This is a genomic window from Rhizobium sp. P1_B8 (genome assembly GCF_056406515.1).
Map to the genome: position 1 here is coordinate 57,304 of NZ_JBFTZZ010000007.1, position 21,925 is coordinate 79,228.

A 21,925-nucleotide genomic window follows, 5' to 3' on the forward strand; every position below is an offset into this window, starting at 1 on the left:
GATGATCGCGGGCCACTGGTAATTCCCTCGCATTTCCGCCATATACACCGGAAAGACAGACGGAATGATCCCATGAGCGCAACGGTCGAATTCGCGAGGATGAACGGGCTTGGCAACAAGATCCTGGTCGTCGACATGCGCGGCCGGCCGGACAAGGTGACGCCTGCGGCGGCGGTCGCGCTCAATGCCGATCCGCAGACTGAGTTCGATCAGATCATGGCGATCCATGATCCGAAGGCCGAAGGCACCGATGCCTTCATCGATATCCTGAATTCCGATGGCTCGAAGGCGCAGGCCTGCGGCAACGGCACGCGCTGCGTCGTGCAGGCACTTGCCGCCGAGACCGGCAGGAAGGTCTTTACCTTCCAGACGGTCGCCGGCATCCTCAACGCCGTCGAGCACGAGGACGGGACGATTTCGGTCGATATGGGCCGGCCGGTCTTCGATTGGGACAGGATCCCGCTGGCGGAAGAATTCCACGACACCAGCCGCATCGAACTGCAGATCGGTCCGATCGACAAGCCGGTGCTGCATTCGCCGTCGGCGATGTCGATGGGCAATCCGCATGCGATCTTCTGGGTGGACAGGGACGTGATGTCCTATGATCTCGCCCGCTTCGGACCGCTGCTCGAAAACCATCCGATGTTTCCCGAGCGCGCCAATATCACGCTGGCGCAAGTGACCTCGCCGACATCGGTGACGACGCGCACCTGGGAGCGCGGCGCTGGACTGACGCTCGCCTGCGGCTCGGCTGCCTGTTCTGCTGCCGTCAGTGCTGCGCGCACCGGCCGTACCGGCCGCAAGGTGACGATCAATGTGGCCAGCGCCAAGCCGCCGGCCACGCTTTCGATCGAATGGCGCGAGCGCGACGATCATGTCATCATGACCGGCCCGGCCGAATGGGAATGGTCGGGCAGGCTCGATCCTTCGACCGGTCTCTGGTCGCGCGAGGGTACTCGAGAGGCGGAGGCGCAGTGAGCGGCATCGAGGTCATTACCTTCGGCTGCCGCCTCAACACATATGAATCCGAAGTGATGAAGGCGCAGGCTGAAAAGGCCGGGCTCAACAATGCCGTCCTGGTCAATACCTGTGCCGTAACCGGCGAAGCGGTGCGCCAGGCCCGCCAGGCGATCCGCCGGGCACGGCGTGACAATCCGCATGCCCGCATCATCGTCACCGGCTGTGCCGCGCAGACGGAAAAGCAGACCTTCGCCGCGATGGCGGAGGTCGATGCCGTGCTCGGCAACGAGGAGAAGCTGACGAGCGCCTCCTATCGCGGCCTGCCGGACTTCGGCGTTTCGGCCGAAGAGAAACTTCGCGTCAACGACATCATGAGTGTCAAGGCGACGGCGCCGCAGATGGTCAGGCACATTGATGGCCATGTGCGCGCCTTCATCCAGGTGCAGAACGGCTGCGACCATCGCTGCACCTTCTGCATCATTCCCTATGGCCGCGGCAATTCCCGCTCCGTGCCGATGGGAGCTGTCGTCGACCAGGCCCGCAATCTCGTCGATGGCGGTTACCGCGAGATCGTGCTGACCGGCGTCGATGCCACCAGCTATGGCGGCGATCTGCCGGGCGCCCCGACGCTCGGGCTTTTGGCGAAGACCCTTCTGAAGCAGATCCCCGATATCCGCCGCCTGCGGCTTTCCTCGATCGACAGCATCGAGGCCGATGCCCACCTGATGGATCTCATCGCCGACGAGCCACGCTTCATGCCGCATCTGCATCTCTCGCTGCAGCATGGCGACGACATGATCCTGAAGCGCATGAAGCGCCGGCATTTGCGCGCCGATGCGCTGCGTTTCATCGAGGATGCGCGTCGCCTTCGCCCCGAGATGAGCTTCGGCGCCGATATGATCGCCGGCTTTCCCACGGAAACCGAAGAGATGTTCGAGAATGCCGTGCGGCTGGCCGAAGAGGCTGGGATCGCCCATCTGCATGTCTTCCCCTACAGTCCGCGTCCCGGCACGCCGGCAGCGCGCATGCCGCAGCTCGACCGGTCGCTGGTCAAGGATCGCGCCGCAAGGCTGCGCGCCACTGGACATAGGCTGCATCAATCCCATCTCGATGGGATGATCGGAACCCGGCAATGGCTGCTTGTTGAAAACAACGGCCTGGCGCATACGGAGAATTTCACGCTGGTCGCCGCGCCCGGCCTTCGTCCCGGCGAACTTGTGCCGGTCACGATCACCGGCCACAATGGCAAGCATCTCGACATGCAATTGACGGCCGCAGCCGCGGCCTGACTTTCACGGAATCCCCATGGCGCTCAGTTTCATCAAAAAGGTCTTCACCTTCGGCAAGCCGGCTGAAGAACCTGTGCCTGCGGCCGTGGAAAAGGAGTTGGAGCCGCGTTCGCGCGACGAAGATCTGCCGGTTGCTGACGATCCAGTGCTGGCCGAGGAAATGGATACTGCCGGCGGGCCCGCTTCAGATATTGACGAGGGCGGGGTCGAGACGCCGGTTGCTGAAGATGATGTCGAATCCGCAATCGTGCCCGCCGCCGACCAATTGAGCGACATGGGTGTCGTGCCGCTTTCATTGCTGGAAGCCGAGGCAGCAGCGGAGGCGGAGACTGAAATCCAGGCGGTCGCCGAAACCGTTGCGGAAATACCCCCTTCTGTCCCTTTGGGACATCTCCCCCACGAGGCGGGAGATCATGTGGAGACCGGAGCGCTAGAACAGCCGGCTGACCTCGAAGAGATCGTCGAAAAGCTTCCGGAAGAGATTCCAACTGAACCGGAAGAGATTCCGACTGAGGATGATGCAGGACCGGATTCGCCCTCCCAGCCAATCTCCCCACCTCTGGGGGAGATGCCCGGCAGGGCAGAGGGGGGTAGCGCCGCGGCAGAACCGGAGATTGGCTCTCCCATCCTCCCCAAAGGCTTCGCCACCGGCCCGAAGGTCGTCGAGCCGGAGCCGGTTGCCCTGCAACCGAGGCTCAGCTGGTTCCAGCGCCTGCGCAACGGCCTTGCACGCACCTCTTCGCAGCTGACGAGCCAGATCACCGCGCTCTTCACCAAGCGCAAGCTCGATGACGAGACGCTGCAGGATCTCGAAGATCTGCTGATCCAGGCCGATCTCGGCGTCGAGACCGCGCTGCGCGTCACCGATACGCTGGCGTCCGAGCGCTATGGCAAGGATGTCACCGGCGAGGATGTGAGCCGGATCATGGCGTCCGAAATCGCTAAGGTCCTGAAGCCGGTCGCCAAGCCGCTGCAGCTCGATCTCTCGCACAAGCCACATGTCATCCTCGTCGTCGGCGTCAACGGCACGGGCAAGACGACGACGATCGGCAAGCTGGCCGCCAAACTTTCCGGCGCCGGGCTGAAGGTGATGCTGGCCGCCGGCGATACGTTCCGTGCGGCTGCGATCGAGCAGCTGAAAATCTGGGCCGACCGGACGAAATCCGAATTCATCGGCACCAAGCTCGGCGCCGATGCCGCCGGCCTTGCCTATGATGCCTTCGAACAGGCGAAGGCGAAAAAATGCGATGTGCTGATCGTCGATACTGCCGGCCGCCTGCAGAACAAGGCCGAGCTGATGGCCGAACTCGAGAAGATCGTGCGCGTGCTCGGCAAACTCGATCCCGATGCGCCGCACACCGTGCTGCAGACGCTCGATGCCACGACGGGGCAGAACGCGCTCAGCCAGGTCGAGATCTTCCGCAACGTCGCCGGTGTCAACGGGTTGATCATGACCAAGCTCGACGGCACGGCGCGCGGCGGCATTCTTGTTGCCATCTCCGCCAAGCACAAGCTGCCGGTCTATTTCATCGGGGTCGGCGAGGGCGTCGAGGATCTGGAGCCATTCGAGGCTGAGGACTTTGCCCATGCCATTGCCGGACTTGGGCAATGATGCCACAGATATGCCGCCGAAAGCCTGCAAGGCACGGCCGGAAACAGGTTTCCAGGAAAACAGGTTTGAAGAACGCATGAGCACCGAAAGCGATATCACCCCGACCGCAGCCGACCGGCATCACCCGCTGCTGAAACTGGCGCTGGAACTTGGGCCGCTGATGATCTTCTTCTTCGCCAATCTGCGTGGCCAGTGGCTGGTGGAGACGTTTCCTGCTCTTTCCGAATTGGGCGGACCGCTGTTCGTCGCGACCGGCCTCTTCATGGCGGCGACGATCATCTCGCTGATCGTTTCGAAGATCGTGCTCGGCCATCTGCCGATCATGCCCTTTGTATCCGGCATCGTCGTGCTCATCTTCGGCTCGCTGTCGATCTGGCTGCAGAACGAGACCTTCATCAAGATGAAGCCGACCATCGTCAATGCACTCTTCGGGGTGACGCTTCTCGGCGGACTGGCCTTCGGCAGGTCGCTGCTCGGCTATGTCTTCAATGCGGCCTTTCAGCTCGATGCCGAGGGCTGGCGCAAGCTGACCATCCGCTGGGGCATCTTCTTTCTCTTCCTCGCGGTGCTGAACGAAGTCGTCTGGCGCAATTTTTCCGACGGTACCTGGGTCGCCTTCAAGGTCTGGGGCACGATGCCCATCACCATCATCTTCACGCTGGCGCAGATGCCGCTGGTGTTGAAGCATAGCATCAATCTGGAAACGGACGGCGAGAAGTGAGTGCTGCAGAGGCCGAATACCGCGTAAGACACCAGACCTTTTGGTTCGCCGCCTGCCTTGCGGTTCTGATCATTCAGGTTGCCGCCGAATATATTATGGGCCGTGTGCCGATCTGCGCCTGCGGTTATGTCAAGCTCTGGGAGGGCGGGGTCAATACCAGCGGCAATTCGCAGCATCTGTCGGACTGGTACACGCCGTCGCATATCATCCACGGCTTCCTGTTCTACGGGCTCGGCCATCTCGTCCTGCGCCGCAAGCCGCTGGCGGCAAAGCTGCTGCTGGCGCTCGTCATCGAATCCGGCTGGGAACTGCTGGAAAATTCGCCGCTGATCATCGACCGCTACCGCACGGCGACCATCGCACTCGACTATTACGGCGACAGCATCCTGAATTCGGCAATGGACACCGTGTTCATGTGCGTCGGCTTCTTCTTCGCGTCGCGCGCGCCGGTGGCACTGACGGTGGCGATCGCGATCTTCTTCGAGATTTTCACCGGCTACGTGATCCGCGATAATCTGACGCTCAATGTGGTGATGCTGATTTGGCCGGTGGAGGCGATCAAGGTCTGGCAGGGCGGGGTTTAGGCCCCACCGCCGCAGGAAGAAAACCCCTTACGAACCCGGCTTCCCCAACGCCTTTTCCATCGCTGGAAACAGCCCTTCCTTCAGGCTGATATCGTCGAAGGGGCCGACGCGCTTGTAGAGGATCGTGCCGTCTGGCCCGACCAGATAGCTTTCCGGAATGCCGTAGACGCCCCAGTCGATTGCCGCCTTGCCGTTCGGATCGATGCCGATCGCCTGATAGGGGTTGCCGAGTTCGCCGAGGAAACGCAGGGCGTTGTCGCTCTGGTCCTTGTAATTGATGGCGACGATGTTCAGCCGTCCGTCTTTCGCCAGTTCCTTCAGCACCGGATGTTCGTCCCGGCAGGGGAGGCACCATGAGGCGAAGACGTTGACGAGGGTCAGCTTGCCCTTGATTGCCGCATCGGTCAGCGCCGGCAGGTTGGCGCCGTCGAGCGGCGGCAGGTTCAGCGTCGGCGCTTTGGTGCCGATCAGGGCGGAGGGAATTTCGGCAATGTTCTTGCCATGGAAATCCTGGTCGTAGAGCATCTTTGCGGCCGTGGCCGCAATGCCGCCGAAGACGATCAGCGGCAGAAGCGCCAAGGTGTAGCGACCCAGCGCGCGCGGTTTGTCGGTCGTCTTTTCCGGTGTGTCGTTCATTCGCCGTCCCTTGCGCGCGCCGAGCGGCGGCGGATGCCGGCGGCCTCAAGGGCTGCAAGTTCCCGGCGACGGGCGCGGCCGTCGGCCCAGGTCCAGGCGGTGACCGCGATCGTCACCAGGGCCGCGAAGCCATAGGAGGCGTAGACGTAAAAGGCATGCGTCACGGCTATTCCTCCCGGCTCGCCATGCGGGCGGCAAGACGGCGCTGGGCGGCAATGCGGCGGCGCCAGATCTCGTTCCTCATCGCCATGATGTGCAGCGTGAAGAAAAGCAGGGTGAAGGCGATCGCCATGATGAACAGCGGGCGCAGGAATTCCGGATCGATCGCCGGGCCGTCGAGGCGCAGCACGCTTGCCGACTGGTGCAGCGTGTTCCACCACTCGACCGAGAATTTGATGATCGGGATGTTGACGAAGCCGACGAGAATGAGCACGGCGCTGACGCGCGCGGCCTTCGACGGATCATCGATGGCGCGGCTGAGCGCAATCAGGCCGAGATACATCAGGAAGAGGATGAAGACGGAGGTCAGTCGTGCATCCCAGACCCACCAGGTGCCCCACATCGGCTTGCCCCAGAGCGAGCCGGTGACGAGCGCGAGTAGGGTGAAGGCGGCGCCGAGCGGGGCTGCGGCCTTGGCGGAGACATCGGCCAGCGGATGGCGCCAGACCAGCGTGCCGATCGCCGAGACGCTCATGATCGTATAGCACATCATCGAAAGCCAGGCGGAGGGGACGTGGATATACATGATGCGCACGGTCTCGCCCTGCTGGTAGTCGCCTTCGGTGGCGAAGCTCAGATAGAGACCAACGGTAAAACAGAGGGCGGTGATGCCGGCCATCCACGGAATGGCGCGCGCCGCCAGCGCCAGAAATCGCGTCGGGTTGGCGAGATCGCTGAATTTGCTGATGGCAAGGCTCGTTTCGCTCATGTCGCTTCCATACCTTGATCCGGTTTTTCCTGCAATCGAATGACCAATCAATCCGCCGTGTTTCGCAGCGCAAGGGCTGCTGCTGCCGGGCCGATGACCGCGAAGAAGAGTGTCAGAGCGATGAGGATCAGAAAGGGCGGCAGGAACGGGGCCGGATCCTCGACCGCGGCATAGGTGGCGCTGACGCCGAAGATCAGCACTGGGATGGTCAGAGGCAGCACGAGGATCGAGACCAGCAGGCCGCCACGGGGCAGCGCCACGGCAACGGCGGCGCCGACAGCGCCGATGAAGGTGATGGCGGGCGAGCCGACGAGCAGCGTCAACATGGTCGCGCCGATCGCCGTCTCGTCCATGTTCATGAAGAGGCCGAGCAGCGGCGAGGCGATGACCAGCGGCAGGCTGGTGGCCGTCCAATGGGCGAAGCATTTGACCAGCACCGTCAGGACGAGCGGCGTTTCCTGCATCAGCATCAAGTCGAGCGACCCGTCGTCGCGCTCGGCCTGGAACAGGCGGTCGAGGCCGAGAAGGGCGGCGAGCAGGGCGCCGATCCAGACGATGGCGGGGCCGATGCGCGAAAGCAGCTTGAGATCGGGACCGACGCCGAAGGGGATGACGGCGACGATGGTCAGGAAGAACAGCACGCCGATCAGCGCACCGCCGCCGGCGCGAATCGAGAGTTTGAGGTCGCGGAAAAAGAGGGCGGTCATGCGCGGCGGCTCTTTGCGTGCGCGGTGGACGGGGTAGCCACATCGAGAAACATCAACCCCATACTCCATGATCCACGCCGGCAAATCCCGTCATCTTCAATTCCTGCGTATTCTGCAGCCCCAGGGGCTGATGCGTTGCCGCCAGCACGATGCCGCCCCTTGCCAGATGGGCCGAGATCAAATCGGCAAACAGCCGGTCGGCGCTGGCATCGAGTGCCGCTGTGGGTTCATCGAGGATCCAGATGGGGCGGTAAGCGACGAGCAGCTTGGCGAAGGCGAATCGGCGCTGCTGGCCGGCGGAGAGATAAGCGAAGGGAAGGTGAGTGATTCCCGAAAGACCGACCGCCTCGGCGGCGTCCTCGACGGCGAGGCCGGCGTCGCCGCCTGTATTGCCAAGAAAGGTACGCCAGAAATCGAGGTTTTCTGCAACCGTAAGTTCATTCTTCATCGCATTTCTATGGCCGAGGTAGTGGCTGACCTCGCCGGGATGCCTGCCTTCCCGGCCCTCTTCGTCGCGGAAGATGACAGTGCCTTTTTCCGGCCTCAGCAGTCCGGCGGCCACACGCAACAAAGTGGACTTTCCCGATCCATTTCTACCCGTGAGAACAAGCGCCTCGCCGGCCGCCAAGTGAAAGGAAATGTTAACGAAAATGAGATCCTCACCGCGCCTTGCAGCCAGATTTTCGGCGGTGAGATGCATGCGTCGGCTCTTTCTTGGTTTCGGCTTCCGGCGGGGTCAAAAAATGTCCGATTTTGACTGTCCTCGGGTATGGCAAGTTTTTAGGAAATTATCTATAAGACCTGCAACCACGCCAGCGGTCGGCGTGAATTTCATCCTTGCGCCGAACTTGGAGCGTCTGTTCCACGTGCGGACAGCGGAAATGGCCGTACCCGCATCCTGATGTGCATTAAGTGCATAGGCGTTCGCACGACTGTGTTGGCTATCAGAAACGGGGTATCTCGTGTCTAAATCTCTTGACAGTTTCAATTGTCGTTCCACGCTTTCCGTCAACGGGAAGGACTATGTCTATTACAGCCTGCCCAAGGCTGAGGCAAACGGTCTGGCCGGCGTGTCGAAGCTTCCCTATTCGATGAAAGTGCTGCTTGAAAACCTGCTGCGCTTCGAAGACGGCCAGTCGGTCACCAAGGAGCATATCCTGGCCGTTGCCGAATGGCTGAACAATAAGGGTGCGGTCGAAAACGAAATCGCCTATCGCCCGGCGCGCGTGCTGATGCAGGACTTCACCGGCGTTCCCGCCGTCGTCGATCTTGCCGCGATGCGCGACGCGATGGTGTCGCTCGGCGGCGATCCCGAGAAGATCAACCCGCTCGTTCCCGTCGATCTCGTCATCGACCACTCCGTCATCGTCGACGAATTCGGCACGCCGCAGGCCTTCGCCCGTAACGTCGAGCTGGAATACCAGCGCAACGGCGAGCGCTACCGCTTCCTGAAGTGGGGCCAGCAGGCATTCAAGAATTTCCGCGTCGTGCCTCCCGGCACCGGTATCTGTCATCAGGTCAATCTCGAATATCTCGGCCAGACCGTCTGGACCAAGGAAGAGGACGGCGAGACGATCGCCTATCCTGATACCTGCGTCGGCACCGACAGCCACACGACGATGATCAACGGTCTCGGCGTTCTCGGTTGGGGCGTGGGCGGTATTGAAGCGGAAGCTGCGATGCTCGGCCAGCCGGTCTCTATGCTGCTGCCCGAAGTCATCGGCTTCAAGCTGACCGGCAAGCTCAAGGAAGGCGTCACGGCGACCGACCTCGTTCTCACCGTCGTGCAGATGCTGCGAAAGAAAGGCGTCGTTTCGAAGTTCGTCGAATTCTTCGGTCCTGGCATGGACAACATGCCGCTCGCCGACCGCGCGACGATCGGCAATATGGGCCCGGAATACGGTGCCACCTGCGGCTTCTTCCCCGTAGACGGCGAAACCATCAACTATCTCAACATGTCCGGCCGCACCAAGGACCGTATCGCGCTCGTCGAAGCCTATTCGAAGGCGCAGGGCATGTGGCGTGACGGCGACGGCTCCGAGCTCGTCTTCACCGATACGCTGGAACTCGATCTCAGCGATGTCGTGCCGTCGATGGCCGGCCCGAAGCGTCCGGAAGGCCGCATATCGCTCGAGAACATCGCGACCGGTTTTGCCGGCTCGATGGACACGGATTACAAGAAGCCCGGCCAGCTGAACAACCGCTATGCCGTCGAAGGCACGGATTTCGATCTCGGCCATGGCGACGTGGCGATCGCCGCCATCACGTCGTGCACCAACACCTCCAATCCGTCAGTCTTGATCGCTGCCGGTCTTCTTGCCCGCAACGCCGTTGCCAAGGGACTGAAGACGAAGCCGTGGGTGAAGACCTCGCTGGCACCGGGATCGCAGGTGGTCGGCGAATATCTCGCCAAGTCGGGCTTGCAGGCCGACCTCGACAAGCTCGGCTTCAACCTCGTCGGCTTCGGCTGCACCACCTGCATCGGCAATTCCGGCCCGCTGCCGGCGCCGATCTCGAAGACGATCAACGACAAGGGCCTTATCGTTTCCGGCGTTCTTTCCGGCAACCGTAACTTCGAAGGCCGCATCTCGCCCGACGTGCAGGCGAACTACCTCGCATCGCCGCCGCTCGTCGTCGCCTATGCCCTTGCCGGCACGGTGCAGAAGGATCTGACCAAGGAGCCGATTGGCGAGGACCAGAGCGGCAACCCGGTCTATCTCAAGGACATCTGGCCGACCTCGAAGGAAGTCCAGGAATTCATCCTGAAATACGTGACCCGCGAGCTCTACGAAAGCAAATATGCCGATGTCTTCAAGGGCGACGTCAACTGGCAGGCCGTTCAGGTTCCGCCGGGCCAGACCTATGCCTGGGACGACAATTCGACCTACGTGCAGAACCCGCCCTACTTCGTCGGCATGGGCAAGAAGGGCACCGGCGTTTCCGACATCAAAGGCGCCCGCGTTCTCGGCCTGTTCGGCGACAAGATCACCACCGACCACATCTCGCCTGCCGGTTCGATCAAGGCTGCATCGCCGGCCGGCGCCTACCTCATCGGCCACGACGTCGCCGTTGCCGACTTCAACCAGTACGGCACGCGCCGCGGCAACCATGAAGTGATGATGCGCGGCACCTTCGCCAATATCCGCATCCGCAACCACATGCTCGGCCCGAACGGCAAGGAAGGTGGCTACACCATCCACTACCCGTCGAAGGAAGAGACCTCGATCTACGACGCCGCCATGCAGTACAAGCAGGAAGGCGTGCCGCTCGTCATCTTCGCCGGTGTCGAATACGGCAACGGCTCCTCGCGTGACTGGGCTGCCAAGGGCACCAACCTGCTCGGTGTCAAGGCGGTGGTCGCCCAGTCCTTCGAGCGCATCCATCGCTCGAACCTGGTCGGCATGGGCATCATTCCCTTCGTCTTCGAAGAGGGCACGACCTGGCAGAGCCTCGGCCTCAAGGGCGATGAACTCGTCACCATCGAAGGTCTGGAAAAGATCAAGCCACGCGAGAAAAAGATTGCCAGGATCACCTATGGCGACGGCACCGTGAAGGAGGTTCCGCTGCTGTCGCGCGTCGATACGCTCGACGAGGTGATCTACCTCAACAATGGCGGCATCCTGCAGACGGTTCTGCGCGATCTCGCTGCCTGATTTTTAAGAAACTCACATGATAATGGCCGCCGGAGAGCAGTTTCCGGCGGCTTTTCTTTGCGGCGACGCCATTTAGGCGGGGCTCACGATGATTTGTTTTGCGCAAGTTCCCGTCGAGCTACGTCTCACCCGTTCGTGACTTTTCGTTTGGACCCGGAAGGATTATTCGTACGTTCATATGTCAGGGCCTCCGGTTCGAACACGCCGTCGGCGCTGAAAAAGAGGTGCAGGTGAATGTCCCCCCGTTTTTTGATTCCGCTGATCGCTAGCGTTGTTTTCTCAGGCCCGTTGCAGGCCGAGGACGGCACGCCGAAAGGTGTCGTCGAACTCTTCACGGCGCAGGGCTGCTCCTCCTGTCCTCCCGCTGACGCCGCTTTCCGCAAGCTGGTGAACCAGGGCGATGTCATCGCGCTCGCCTATCATGTCGATTACTGGAACTATCTCGGCTGGGCCGATACGCTGAGCTCCAAGGAAAACACCGAGCGGCAATACGGCTATGCCAGGACGATGGGCCGCAGCAACGTCTACACGCCGCAGGCCATCGTCAACGGACGCGGCCATCTGGCCGGCGCCGATCTCAACGGAATCAACAGCAAGATCGACACCTTTAGCAGCGAAGGCAACGGTCTGACCGTTCCCATCAACGCCGCGATGCGCGGCGACGAACTGGAGATCAAGATCGGCGCCGGACAGGGCAAAGCCAATGTCGTGATGGTTTATTTCGACAAGGAAAAGACAATCGACGTCGAAAAGGGTGAGAACAGCGGCCAGAAGATCTCCTATCTGCACAGCGTCACCAATGTCGAAACCGTCGGCATGTGGGACGGCAAGGCGACCAGTCTGACGCTGCCGGCCAGCGTCCTGCAGCGGCCGCAGCTCGAAGGCTGCGCGATTCTGCTGCAATCGGCGACCGCAGACGGCGATCCGGCTGCCATCCTTGGCGCAACCGTGGTGATGGCTGGAAAAAATATCTGAAATTTCATCCGGTTACGGATGAAATGCTGGGGCGGCCCGGCCGAGCGTATTCGGGGCTGGGGTTAAGGTCGATACGCTCCGCCGGGCCCTTTGGCGCGCTGGCGCCAAACTGGAATTCATAAATCTCCTGCAAATGAGGCGCTGTTTTGACTGAAATGCGGCGCTGTCGAGAAAGCGTTGGCCTGCCCAGCGCATCATGCCTTCCGAAAATCGGACCCAACTTTCGGAAGGCATGATGCGCAGACTCAAAGTGCTACAGCGTCCGTGCGCGAGAGACGCGCGGCGCTGTGGTGCGGCCGAATGTGGCGGCTGGCACTCTTGCAATTTGCGGCGGCTCGGGCAAACTGTCACTCTCCTGTCACATGTGGAGGCCTTGTGAGACTGATGACAGATCAGCCGGATTTGCGACACGGCGAAAGCCGTTCCGTCGACCACAGTTCCTCAGTCGTCGTCGATCTCAGGGAATACAAGCAAAGCAAGGACCCGCTTCCGGTGACCTTCCACCGGCGCGAACTGGACGCCATCCTCTGGATCTACGGCCGTATGGTCGGTGACGGTGAATGGCGCGACTACGCCATCGATCACCTCAAGGACAGGGCAGTCTTTTCCGTCTTCAAGCGTTCCGGCGAAATGCCGCTCTTCCGCATCGAGAAAAATCCGAAGCTCGCCGCCAAGCAGGGCGCCTATTCCGTCATCAACACCAACGGTACGATCCTGAAGCGCGGTCACGAGCTGAACCAGGTGCTGAAGGTGTTCGACAAGGCCCTGAAGCTCGTCGACAAGTAAGCCGCACTTACAGCGCTGCGCCTCTTTCCAAACGCGCAAAGCACGATGCGCTAGCCGGCAAACAGCGTGCCGGGATAGGCTGACGGGTGCGGATCGGTGCTCGTGCCCTCACCGAGGACGCGCTGCATGAACATCGTATCCAGCCAGCGGCCGTGCTTGTAGCCGGTGCCCTTCATCAGACCGACCTCCTCGAAGCCGGCTGCGCGATGAAGCGCGATCGAGGCCGGGCTGGCGCCGCCAATGACGGCTGCCATCTGACGGAAACCGAGTCCGGTGCAGCGGGTGATCAGTTCGGCGAGCAGCGCCTTGCCGATGCCCCGGCCGCGGGCCTCAGGCGCGAGATAGATCGAATCCTCGACCAGCCAGCGATAGGCGGGACGCGTGCGAAACGCCGAGGCATAGGCGTAGCCGAGTAGGATTCCATCCGCATCGGTTGCAGCAATATAGGGATATTGCTGGCTGACGATCGCCGAAAAACGCAGCGCCATCTCGGCCTCGGAGGGCGGCACGATCTCATAGCTCGCGACGCCGTTCAGGACGGATTCGCGGTAGATATCGGCAATGGCGGGAATATCGTCGTTCGACGCATCGCGCAGGAGGAAGGACATTTCGCGGCCGGTCCATAGGAGTGGGTAAGGCCTTCCTACTGCATAATTCCTCAAATCGGAATCGATTTAAGGACGAAATTATGCAGCAATTCAAAATGCTACAGCGTCCTTTGCGCGTCTGAAAGGACGCGCGGCGCTGTCGAACCACCCCGCGAAAGCCTGCGCAACAAAAAAGGCGGCCGAAGCCGCCTTTTCGATCTCAGTCGGTCCTGCTTATTTACGGTTGCCCATGAACTGCAGCAGGAACATGAAGAGGTTGATGAAGTCGAGATAGAGCGTCAGCGCACCCATGATCGCCTTGCGACCGGCCACGGCGACGTCATCGGCTTCCAAGTACAATTCCTTGATCCGCTGCGTATCGTAGGCGGTGAGGCCTGCGAAGATCAGGACGCCGAGCACCGAGATCGCGAACTGGACGGCGGACGACGCCAGGAAGATGTTGACCAGCGAAGCGATGATCAGGCCGAAGAGACCCATCATCAGGAACGAGCCCATCGCCGACAGGTTACGCTTCGTCGTGTAGCCGTACAGCGACAGCGCGCCAAAGGAGGCGGCGGTGACGAAGAAGGTCTGAACGACGCTCTGGCCCGTGTAGATCAGGAAGATCGACGAGAGCGACAGACCGACGAGCGCAGCGTAGACCGCAAAGGTCGTCTGGGCGGCGGCCACCGTCATGGTATTGATCCGGAAGCTCAGGAAGAACACCAGAGCCAGCGGCGCCAGAATGACCACCCACTTCAGCGGGCTTACATAGATCGCCTGACCGAAAGCGGTCAGTTCGCCATTGGCGAAGGCGAATTGGAACGACAGATATGCGGCCACACCGGTGATCGCCAGACCCAGCGCCATCAGGTTGTAGACCTTGAGCATATAAGCGCGCAGGCCTTGATCAATCATCTCGCCGGTCTGAGCGCGGCTTTGATAGTTACGAAGATCAGCCATAGTTTCCTCTTACAAGCTCCGATGGATATACGGTGTCGGGGTTTTCGACCCGGGCGCCGCTGCGGAGCTCCAGCATGCCTGCGAACAATATGAGGCTTTCGCCCATTGCAAACAAGAGGCTTGCAAAGCCTCGGCCGGTTAAATCGCCGTAAGGTGAAGGGTTTGAGTGCCGCTGCCCGGTCAGAGCTCGCGCAAAACGGGGGCCGCCTTCTGCCCAAGGATGCGCCAGGTGCCGATAAGGCCGATGCCGACGGTGAGGACGAGCGCGGTCACAAGCGTCAGTCCCGCCACGTCGGGCAGAAAGGTCGAGGGTAGAAGCATGATGCGGGCGACGATGAACCAGGCGGCAACGCCGCCGGCGATCAGCGCGAAGATTGCGGTCGCAAGCCCGAGGATCAGATATTCGTAGCTGAAGGCGCGGATCAGCATGGCGCGCGTGGCGCCGAGCGTCTTCAGCACCACCGCGTCGTGGGTGCGCGCCCGGTTTCCGGCGGCAAGCGCGCCGGCAAGGACGAGGATCGAGGCGATGAGGGCGACCGAGGCCGCAGCGCGGATCGCGGTCGCAAGCTGCGCGACCAGCTGGTTGACGATATCGATCGCGTCCTTGACGCGCACACTGGTGATCGTCGGATAGGTGTTGGTGACGGATTTCAGGATCGCCGCATCTTCGGCCGGTGTCGAAGAGGGATCGGTCAGCGTCGCGAGCCACGCATGCGGGGCGCCGCGGAAGGTATTCGGCGAGAAGACCATGACGAAATTGATCGACAGCGATTCCCACTCGACGCGGCGCAGATTGGCGATCTTCGCCGTAATGTTGCGGCCGAGCACGTTGACGGTGACCTTATCGCCGATCTTGAGGCCGAGCTCATGGGCCTCTTCCGAGGAGAAGGAGACGAGTGGCTCGCCGCTGTAATCCTTGTCCCACCATTTGCCTTCGGTGAGGGCGGCGTTCTCCGGCAGGGTTTCGGCATAGGTGATGCCGCGATCGCCGTTCAGCACCCAGCGGCCGGCCGCCGGCACGTTCATCTTGGTGACATCCTCGCCGTTGAAGGCGATGATCCGGCCGCGCAGCATCGGCACTTCGACGAGCTTGCCCTGCGGCGCTTGGCCCTGGACGAGATCGCGGAAGGCATCGACCTCGGCGCTCTGGATATCGACGAAGAAAAAGTTCGGCGCACCCTCGTTCATACGGCCGGTTAGCTGCTGGCGCAGGTTCCCGTCGATCAGGGTGAGGGTCACCAGCAATGCCAGGCCAAGGCCGAGCGAGAGCACGACCGAGGGGGTCAGTGCGCCGGGGCGGTGGATGTTGCCGATCGCAAGCCGCAGCGCTGGCGAATTGACGCGCGGGCTGCGGCGCGCGAGCCAGGCAATCAGGGCGGCGACCAGGCGCAGGACGACGAAGGCAAAAACGATCGCGCCGACGAAGACGACGGCGATGAAGCGGTCATAGGCGGTGAGGATGGCAAGCCCGGCAAGGGCGGCCATGAACAGGGCGGCAAGCAGGATGTAGGGCCAGGAGGGCAGGCGGCGGGCCTCGAAGCCCTGTTCGCGAAAAAGGGCCGTCGCCGGCACTTCGCGGGCGTGGCCGAGCGGCAGGATGGCGAAGGCGAGCGTCGTCAGGATGCCGAAGAGCGTGGCGAGCAGCAGGGCGCCGGGGTAGAGGGTCGGCGTCGTGGAGACCGGCAGGAATTGCGCCAGGAATTGCGCGGCAAACATCGGCGACAGGGCGCCGATGACGAGGCCGATCAGGATGCCGCCGAGAGCGATGATGGCGATCTGGAAGAAATAGATCAGAACGACGACCTGCGCCGGCGCACCCAGACATTTGAAAGTGGCGATGGTGGTGCGTTTGGAATCGAGGAAGGCGCGCACCGCATTGGCGACACCGACACCGCCGACGATCAGCGCGGTGAGGCCGACCAGCGTCAGGAACTGCGAGAAGCGGGTGATGTTTTCGGTGAGCGAGGGCGCGGCGCGGTCGCTGGTGCGGATCGCCCAGCCGGCGGAGGGGAATTCCTTGGAGGCGCGCGCCTGGATGCCCGACATCGCGGCCTTGTCTTCCAGGCGGATCTTGTAGGCGTGTTCGACCAGGCTTCCCGTCTGGATCAGCCCGGAGGCTAGAAGCGCCTGGCGGCTGACGAGCAGACGCGGCGCAAAGCCAAAACCTTCCGACAGCGCATCCGGTTCGGTTTTCACCGTGCCGGTGATGCTGAGCTTGACGTTGCCGAGCAGCAATTCGTCGCCGACCGCAAGCCCGAGCCGATCGAGAAGCAGCGGGGCTGCGACCGCACCATAGGTGCCGCCTTGGCCCGAAAGCAGTGCTGCAAGCGGATAGTCCGGTTCGGCCACGAACTTGCCGTAGAGCGGGTAGGCGTCATCGACGGCCTTGACCTCGACCAGCGCCTGATCGGAACCGTCGGGCTTGCGGGCCATCGAGCGCAGGCCTGTTGACACCGAAACGGTGCCGAGGCCTTCGAGGAAAGCTTTTTCCTGAGGTGTGGCTTCGCGGTTGTTGAGTTCGAAACGGACGTCGCCGGCCAGCAGTTCCTGCCCCTGCGAGGCGATCGTGTCGGTGATCGACTGCGAAACGGAATTGACGGCGGCGATGGCGCCCGTGCCGAGCGCGATGCAGGCAAGAAAGATGTAGAAGCCGCGGATGCCGCCGCGCAGCTCGCGCAGCGCCAGGCGAAAAGCGAGCGAGACGCGTGGCGTGATGATCCTCATGCGATCGCCGCTTCGCTGCGGCGGGCGGCACTGTCGCCTTCGATCCTGCCGGAGCGGACGCGAATTTGGCGCGAGCATCGGTTTGCAAGCGAGACGTCGTGGGTGACGAGAAGCAGGGTCATACCGCGTTCGGCCTGCTTGGAGAACAGAAGGTCGGCGATCTGGCGGCCGGTCTCGGTATCGAGATTGCCGGTCGGCTCATCGGCGATCAGCAGGGCCGGCGACGGGGCGAGCGCCCTGGCGATGGCCACGCGCTGCTGTTCACCGCCGGAAAGCTGACCGGGATAGTGGCTCAGCCGTTCGCCGAGGCCGACCGATTTCAGCTCGCGATGAGCGATCTCGAAGGCGTTGCTGACATTGGCGAGCTCGAGCGGCACGGCGACGTTTTCCAGCGCCGTCATGTTGGCGATCAGGTGGAAGGACTGGAAGACGATGCCGATGTTGCGGCCGCGGAAATCGGCGACCTGGTCCTCACTGAGGCTATGGAGCGGCGTGTCATTGATGTTGATCTCACCGCTGTCGAGTTTCTCCAGCCCGGCAAGCACCATCAGCAGGGTGGATTTGCCGGAACCGGAAGGGCCGACGATGCCGACGGATTCACCGGCAGCGATATCGAGATCGATGCCCTTCAGCACATGGACGGAGGCGGCTGCGCTGCCAAGGGTCAGATCGGCGCCCTTCAACTCGATAATGGTTTTTGCCAACAGAAATCGCCCTATATAAGTCCGTAATCGAATGGCCGCATAACGGCACCTCGCCAATCTAGGGAAGCCAGCATGAGATTTAAAGTTGCCGCCCTTCAATTCACCGTCATTGCCGTCTCGCTGATCTTTGCCACTGCAGCCGATGCCCGGACGATCAATCTCGTCGGTTTTGGGGACAGTTTGATGGCGGGCTATCAGCTGCCGCCCGGCGATGGCTTTCCCGAGAAGCTGCAGGCGGCCTTGAAGGCTAAGGGGCTCGACGTCACCATTGCCAATGCCGGGGTCTCCGGCGACACGACGACAGCAGGCCTTGCGCGCATCGACTGGTCGGTGCCCGACGGCACCGATGGCGTCATTCTCGAGCTTGGCGCCAATGATGCGTTGCGCGGCATCCCGCCGGAGGAGAGCGAGAAGAATCTCGATCAAATGATTACCCGGCTAAAGGAGCGTGGGATTGGCGTGCTGCTCGCCGGTATTATAGCGCCGCCGAACATGGGGGCGGATTATGCCGCACGATTCAACCCGATCTATCAGAAACTCTCGGAAAAACATAAGCTTCCACTCTATGCCTTCTTCCTCGACGGCGTCGCGCTGGAGGCGGACTTGAAGCTCGAAGACGGCATGCATCCAAATGCGAGAGGTGTCGACGTCATGGTCGAAAAGATGGAACCTGCTGTCACAAATTTCGTCGAAACGATTTCTTCTGTGAAGAAATAGGGGCTTGCGCGGTTGTTGATTGCGTGATTCCGTGTGAGCACCTGCAAAAGATTCGGGGAGTGCTCGTGATGCCGAGACTGTTTACCGCCCTCGAAATTCCGCGCAATGCGGCGATGAGTCTTTCATTGCTGCGCGGTGGCCTCCCCGGAGCACGATGGATCGATGTGGAGAATTACCACATCACCCTGCGCTTCATCGGTGATGTCGACGGCCGCACGGCCGATGAAATCGTTGAACGCCTCGACCGGATTGACCGGCCGGAATTCCAGTTCCGGCTCGAAGGCATCGGTTCCTTCGGATCGAAGAAACCGCATTCGGTCTGGGCCGGCGTCTCGCAATCGCCAGAAATGTATGCCCTGCAAGGCGAGATCGAGCGCATCTGCCAGCGTATCGGCCTGCCGCCGGATCCCCGCAAATTCATGCCGCATGTGACGCTGGCGCGGCTCAAATCCTCGCGGCTCGACGATGTCGTGCAATATCTGGCGGGGCGCGGCAACTTCCACACCACAACCTTCACCGCACCGCGCTTCGTGCTGCTTTCGTCGCGCGAATCGGTTGGTGGTGGGCCTTACCTGACCGAGGAAGTGTTCCCGCTGCACGAGGCGCGCTCGACGCCCAGCGTTTCGAGCAGGCTGCAGCAGCCGGTCAAGAGCCTGGTGTAGACCAGCTCGAAACCGCCCGGGCCGCCATAATAGGGATCGGGAATATCCTCTCCCGTTCCCAGCGCCGTGTCACCGAAAAGGTGGATATTCGCCCCATGCGGCGCGCTCTTTTCGAGCGCCGCCAGGTTGTCGCGGTCCATGGCGAGGATCAGATCGAAATCCTTGAAATCCCTCGGTTGGACGCGGCGGGCGCGCTGTCTCGATATGTCTATGCCATGGCCTTTCGCGATGGCGATCGAACGCCGGTCGGGCGGCTCGCCTTCATGCCAGCCACCGGTGCCGGCGGAATCGATCGTAAAATCGCCGGTCAACCCCGCCTCGGCGACGAGATGGCCAAAAATTCCCTCCGCGAGCGGAGAACGGCATATATTGCCCATGCAAACGAAGAGGATGTTGATGCGTTTCATCGGTAACCTGTCGGACAGAGAAGAGGACCATGGCATGAAAATGGAAAAACTGGAACGGACGGCGGCCGAGGCGCAGCTGACCGAGCTTTCGGGCTGGGTGCTCAATGATGCGGCTTCTTCGATATCGAAGACGTTCAAGTTCGCAAATTTCGTCGAGGCTTTCGGCTTCATGACGCAGGCAGCACTTGCGGCCGAGAAGCTCAACCACCATCCCGAATGGTTCAACGTCTATTCCAGGGTGGATGTGACGCTGAACACGCATGATGCCGGCGGGCTGACGGAACTGGATTTCAAGCTCGCCAAAGCAATGGAGAAGGCTGCGGCGCGACGTGTCGTTTGAATATGGGGCCGATTGAAAGGGGCCGATTGAAAGACTGGGCGCCGTCACCATATGTTCGCATGGACAAAAGGGATGCAGGGATGGACGAGGTCAAATTCGGCGAAATCCTCTTGCCGGGCGACGAGGACACCCAAAGCCGGCGCGAGAAGACCGTCAAGCAGAAATTCTGGCCGACGTTCCGACGGGCGGTGCGACAGATCCCGTTCTCGCGCGATGTGGTCGCCGGTTTCTATTGCGCGCTCGATCCGCAGACGCCGACAAAGGTGCGCGGCGTGCTGCTCGCGGCACTCGCCTATTTTGTCATGCCGATCGACATGATCCCGGATATTTTCGCCGTCATCGGCTTTTCCGACGACATTGCCGTGCTCTCGGCCGCCTTCGCCATGGTGCGCGGCCATATCCGGCCGGGCCACTACGAAGCAGCCGACCGCGTTCTCGCCGACCGGCCGGAAGAAGCGATGAAGACGATTTAAAGCGCGTCGAATCGAGCCGGGATGTGACACGCTTGTTTCATGCGTGTCGTCATCTCAAAACCGCTGCGCCCGTCTGGGCGACATTGCATCAGGCGATTTCGCGTTCCAGCACCTTGCGGAGCTTGCCGAAGGCAAGCCGGATGCGCGACTTCACCGTGCCGAGCGGCAGCCCGGTCGATTCGGCGATCTCCGAATGCGATTGACCGAGGAAGAAGGCGGCGCGCAGCATGTCGCGCTGTTCCTCCGGCAGTTGACCGACGGCGGCGCGTATCTTGGCGTCGCGATCGTCATTGGCGATGAGTTCTTCCGCGCCGATATCGGCCGGCGGCTGCAGGGCCGGATCAGTCTCATCGAAGATGCGGGTATTGGCGCGGCGTTGCATGTCGATGCGGCGATTGCGGGCAATGCGGAAAAGCCAGGTCGAAAGTGAAGATCGCGTGGCATCATAGAGGTCTGCCTTGTGCCAGAGCACGATCATGATCTCCTGGACCAGTTCCTCGGCCTCGCCTGATGTCATCCTCTGGCGCATCAGCCAGGCCTTCAGGCGGGGTGCGAAATAGTCGAACAGGATGGAAAAGGCCTGCTGGTCGCGATCGTTCGCGACGGCCTTCGCGAGGGCAGCGAAACGCTGTCTTTCCTCGGCATCCATATCCCCTCACCAGCCCCCTGCGGCAACAATTTCGTCCCGGATTTCCAAGTCTTAATGAGGTACAACGGATTTGGGAAAGGTCAAACTCTTGCCTGAATCTTTGTGTCTTAAATTCAGCCGAACGGACGATCAGTGCCATTGGGGCACGGTGTCGCGGTCGATACCGTCAAAGGGGCGAAAATTGACACTCGAGCTGAAATGACACAGGCAGATACAAATCGCAGCTATTGTTGACCATTTGGTAACCTGAATTAAGTCAAAATAAAGCAGATCGTGATTATGCGGCGCCCGCTATGATCGCTTCGGGCCTTGAATCGCAAGAACCGGCAGGAATCCATGTTTGTAAAAAGTATCGTATCCGCTCTCGCACTCACCCTTGTTATGGCCGGAGTTGCGGAAGCGCAGCAGGCCGCGCCGAACCGCATCCAGCAGTTCCAGGCATGGGGCGCCTACTCCTACAAGTCGGGCAGCAGCACCGTCTGCTACGTGCTTTCCGTTCCGACGGCAAAGCAGCCGGCAAGCGTCGACCACGGCGACAATTTCTTCATCGTCTCGCAGCGTCCGGGCCAGAACATTTCCTACGAGCCGCAGGCGATGATGGGCTACACGGTCAAGGAAAATTCGAAGATCAACGTCGTCATCGACAACAAGACCTTCGTGATGTTCACCAAGGACAAGGCTGGCTGGGTCGAGAATGCTGCCCAGGAGCCGGCCCTCGTCGCGGCGATGAAGACCGGTCATTCGATGACGGTCAATGCCGTTTCGCGCAAGGGCACGGGCACCTCCTACAGCTATTCGCTCTCGGGCATCTCGGCTGCCCTGAAGCAGATCGAAACCTGCAAGTAGGC

At 61.5% G+C, this 21,925-nt stretch carries 24 protein-coding genes; 13 read left to right on the forward strand and 11 right to left on the reverse strand.

The genetic code is table 11. The features are described from left to right. Nucleotides 1–72 precede the first annotated feature (72 nt). From dapF to AC1D2N_RS11715, 5 genes are all read left to right on the forward strand, one after another. The gene (dapF, locus tag AC1D2N_RS11695) at nucleotides 73–978 is read left to right on the forward strand and encodes a diaminopimelate epimerase (protein WP_130653248.1); all 906 of its coding nucleotides are present in this window, start codon (nucleotides 73–75) and stop codon (nucleotides 976–978) included. After that, complete coding sequence (gene mtaB / locus AC1D2N_RS11700; protein WP_128400372.1) at nucleotides 975–2,249, forward strand: tRNA (N(6)-L-threonylcarbamoyladenosine(37)-C(2))-methylthiotransferase MtaB; 1,275 nt, start codon at nucleotides 975–977, stop codon at nucleotides 2,247–2,249. Before dapF ends, mtaB begins: the two co-directional genes overlap by 4 nt. A gap of 16 nt (nucleotides 2,250–2,265) precedes the next feature. Then, nucleotides 2,266–3,861, forward strand: coding sequence for a signal recognition particle-docking protein FtsY (ftsY, locus tag AC1D2N_RS11705; protein WP_130653247.1), 1,596 nt, complete (start codon nucleotides 2,266–2,268; stop codon nucleotides 3,859–3,861). 76 nt (nucleotides 3,862–3,937) lie between these two features. Then, nucleotides 3,938–4,582: a septation protein A gene (locus AC1D2N_RS11710; RefSeq protein ID WP_026188550.1), complete on the forward strand. Its 645-nt coding sequence runs from the start codon at nucleotides 3,938–3,940 to the stop codon at nucleotides 4,580–4,582. Then, nucleotides 4,579–5,166 carry a DUF2585 domain-containing protein gene (locus tag AC1D2N_RS11715; RefSeq protein ID WP_130653246.1) on the forward strand — a complete coding sequence of 196 codons (588 nt, stop codon included), beginning with the start codon at nucleotides 4,579–4,581 and terminating at the stop codon, nucleotides 5,164–5,166. Before AC1D2N_RS11710 ends, AC1D2N_RS11715 begins: the two co-directional genes overlap by 4 nt. 27 nt (nucleotides 5,167–5,193) lie before the next feature. On the opposite strand, the gene AC1D2N_RS11720 is transcribed toward AC1D2N_RS11715, so the two are convergent. Genes AC1D2N_RS11720 through ccmA form a run of 5 tightly spaced genes read right to left on the reverse strand, consistent with a single transcriptional unit; the run spans nucleotide 5,194 to nucleotide 8,137 of the window. Continuing rightward, a complete protein-coding gene (locus AC1D2N_RS11720; protein WP_113542432.1) occupies nucleotides 5,194–5,802 on the reverse strand; it encodes a DsbE family thiol:disulfide interchange protein in 609 nt (202 codons plus the stop codon). Next, complete coding sequence (ccmD, locus tag AC1D2N_RS11725) at nucleotides 5,799–5,966, reverse strand: heme exporter protein CcmD (RefSeq protein WP_018448253.1); 168 nt, start codon at nucleotides 5,964–5,966, stop codon at nucleotides 5,799–5,801. The genes AC1D2N_RS11720 and ccmD overlap by 4 nt, the downstream gene beginning before the upstream one ends. 2 nt (nucleotides 5,967–5,968) lie before the next feature. Next, nucleotides 5,969–6,730: a heme ABC transporter permease gene (locus tag AC1D2N_RS11730; protein WP_130653245.1), complete on the reverse strand. Its 762-nt coding sequence runs from the start codon at nucleotides 6,728–6,730 to the stop codon at nucleotides 5,969–5,971. Nucleotides 6,731–6,777: 47 nt separating this feature from the next. Next, the gene (gene ccmB / locus AC1D2N_RS11735; RefSeq protein ID WP_018243969.1) at nucleotides 6,778–7,437 is read right to left on the reverse strand and encodes a heme exporter protein CcmB; all 660 of its coding nucleotides are present in this window, start codon (nucleotides 7,435–7,437) and stop codon (nucleotides 6,778–6,780) included. Between the two features lie 52 nt (nucleotides 7,438–7,489). Further along, complete coding sequence (gene ccmA, locus AC1D2N_RS11740; protein ID WP_130653244.1) at nucleotides 7,490–8,137, reverse strand: heme ABC exporter ATP-binding protein CcmA; 648 nt, start codon at nucleotides 8,135–8,137, stop codon at nucleotides 7,490–7,492. Nucleotides 8,138–8,399: 262 nt separating this feature from the next. Between ccmA and acnA the strand changes: the two genes are divergently transcribed. From acnA to AC1D2N_RS11755, 3 genes are all read left to right on the forward strand, one after another. Continuing rightward, nucleotides 8,400–11,090 carry an aconitate hydratase AcnA gene (gene acnA / locus AC1D2N_RS11745; RefSeq protein WP_028733557.1) on the forward strand — a complete coding sequence of 897 codons (2,691 nt, stop codon included), beginning with the start codon at nucleotides 8,400–8,402 and terminating at the stop codon, nucleotides 11,088–11,090. A gap of 234 nt (nucleotides 11,091–11,324) precedes the next feature. Next, entirely contained in the window at nucleotides 11,325–12,065 is a 741-nt protein-coding gene (locus AC1D2N_RS11750) for a DUF1223 domain-containing protein (RefSeq protein ID WP_018243966.1), read from the forward strand. 384 nt (nucleotides 12,066–12,449) lie between these two features. Beyond that, nucleotides 12,450–12,851: a DUF2794 domain-containing protein gene (locus AC1D2N_RS11755; protein ID WP_018448249.1), complete on the forward strand. Its 402-nt coding sequence runs from the start codon at nucleotides 12,450–12,452 to the stop codon at nucleotides 12,849–12,851. Between the two features lie 50 nt (nucleotides 12,852–12,901). On the opposite strand, the gene AC1D2N_RS11760 is transcribed toward AC1D2N_RS11755, so the two are convergent. From AC1D2N_RS11760 to AC1D2N_RS11775, 4 genes are all read right to left on the reverse strand, one after another. After that, on the reverse strand, nucleotides 12,902–13,459 hold the full coding sequence (locus AC1D2N_RS11760; RefSeq protein ID WP_130653243.1) for a GNAT family N-acetyltransferase: 558 nt from the start codon (nucleotides 13,457–13,459) through the stop codon (nucleotides 12,902–12,904). A 213-nt stretch (nucleotides 13,460–13,672) separates the two neighbouring features. Beyond that, nucleotides 13,673–14,401, reverse strand: a complete 729-nt coding sequence (locus AC1D2N_RS11765; RefSeq protein WP_011653891.1) for a Bax inhibitor-1/YccA family protein — start codon at nucleotides 14,399–14,401, stop codon at nucleotides 13,673–13,675. Nucleotides 14,402–14,581: 180 nt separating this feature from the next. Continuing rightward, nucleotides 14,582–17,125, reverse strand: a complete 2,544-nt coding sequence (locus AC1D2N_RS11770) for an ABC transporter permease (protein WP_130653242.1) — start codon at nucleotides 17,123–17,125, stop codon at nucleotides 14,582–14,584. Then, a complete protein-coding gene (locus tag AC1D2N_RS11775; protein ID WP_018448245.1) occupies nucleotides 17,122–17,829 on the reverse strand; it encodes an ABC transporter ATP-binding protein in 708 nt (235 codons plus the stop codon). Before AC1D2N_RS11775 ends, AC1D2N_RS11770 begins: the two co-directional genes overlap by 4 nt. A gap of 72 nt (nucleotides 17,830–17,901) precedes the next feature. Here AC1D2N_RS11775 and AC1D2N_RS11780 point away from each other — a divergent pair, with 72 nt between their 5' ends. Further along, on the forward strand, nucleotides 17,902–18,546 hold the full coding sequence (locus tag AC1D2N_RS11780) for an arylesterase (RefSeq protein WP_018243961.1): 645 nt from the start codon (nucleotides 17,902–17,904) through the stop codon (nucleotides 18,544–18,546). Between the two features lie 68 nt (nucleotides 18,547–18,614). Beyond that, nucleotides 18,615–19,208: an RNA 2',3'-cyclic phosphodiesterase gene (thpR, locus tag AC1D2N_RS11785; RefSeq protein WP_018448244.1), complete on the forward strand. Its 594-nt coding sequence runs from the start codon at nucleotides 18,615–18,617 to the stop codon at nucleotides 19,206–19,208. Here thpR and AC1D2N_RS11790 read toward each other — a convergent pair. Further along, nucleotides 19,115–19,615 (reverse strand): low molecular weight protein-tyrosine-phosphatase, encoded by a 501-nt coding sequence (locus AC1D2N_RS11790; RefSeq protein ID WP_130653241.1) that lies wholly within the window; start codon nucleotides 19,613–19,615, stop codon nucleotides 19,115–19,117. The two genes, thpR and AC1D2N_RS11790, sit on opposite strands and share 94 nt — an antisense overlap. Before the next feature lie 34 nt (nucleotides 19,616–19,649). On the opposite strand from AC1D2N_RS11790, the gene AC1D2N_RS11795 reads away from it, so the two are divergent. Together AC1D2N_RS11795 and AC1D2N_RS11800 are read left to right on the forward strand one after the other, a co-directional pair. Beyond that, nucleotides 19,650–19,955 (forward strand): 4a-hydroxytetrahydrobiopterin dehydratase, encoded by a 306-nt coding sequence (locus tag AC1D2N_RS11795; protein ID WP_130653240.1) that lies wholly within the window; start codon nucleotides 19,650–19,652, stop codon nucleotides 19,953–19,955. Between the two features lie 80 nt (nucleotides 19,956–20,035). Next, the gene (locus AC1D2N_RS11800; protein ID WP_130653239.1) at nucleotides 20,036–20,428 is read left to right on the forward strand and encodes a YkvA family protein; all 393 of its coding nucleotides are present in this window, start codon (nucleotides 20,036–20,038) and stop codon (nucleotides 20,426–20,428) included. 88 nt (nucleotides 20,429–20,516) lie between these two features. Here the strand turns inward: AC1D2N_RS11800 and AC1D2N_RS11805 are convergent, their stop codons facing one another. Then, on the reverse strand, nucleotides 20,517–21,077 hold the full coding sequence (locus AC1D2N_RS11805) for a sigma-70 family RNA polymerase sigma factor (protein WP_028733550.1): 561 nt from the start codon (nucleotides 21,075–21,077) through the stop codon (nucleotides 20,517–20,519). Nucleotides 21,078–21,413: 336 nt separating this feature from the next. Between AC1D2N_RS11805 and AC1D2N_RS11810 the strand changes: the two genes are divergently transcribed. Beyond that, nucleotides 21,414–21,923 (forward strand): invasion associated locus B family protein, encoded by a 510-nt coding sequence (locus AC1D2N_RS11810; protein ID WP_018243956.1) that lies wholly within the window; start codon nucleotides 21,414–21,416, stop codon nucleotides 21,921–21,923. Nucleotides 21,924–21,925 lie beyond the last annotated feature (2 nt).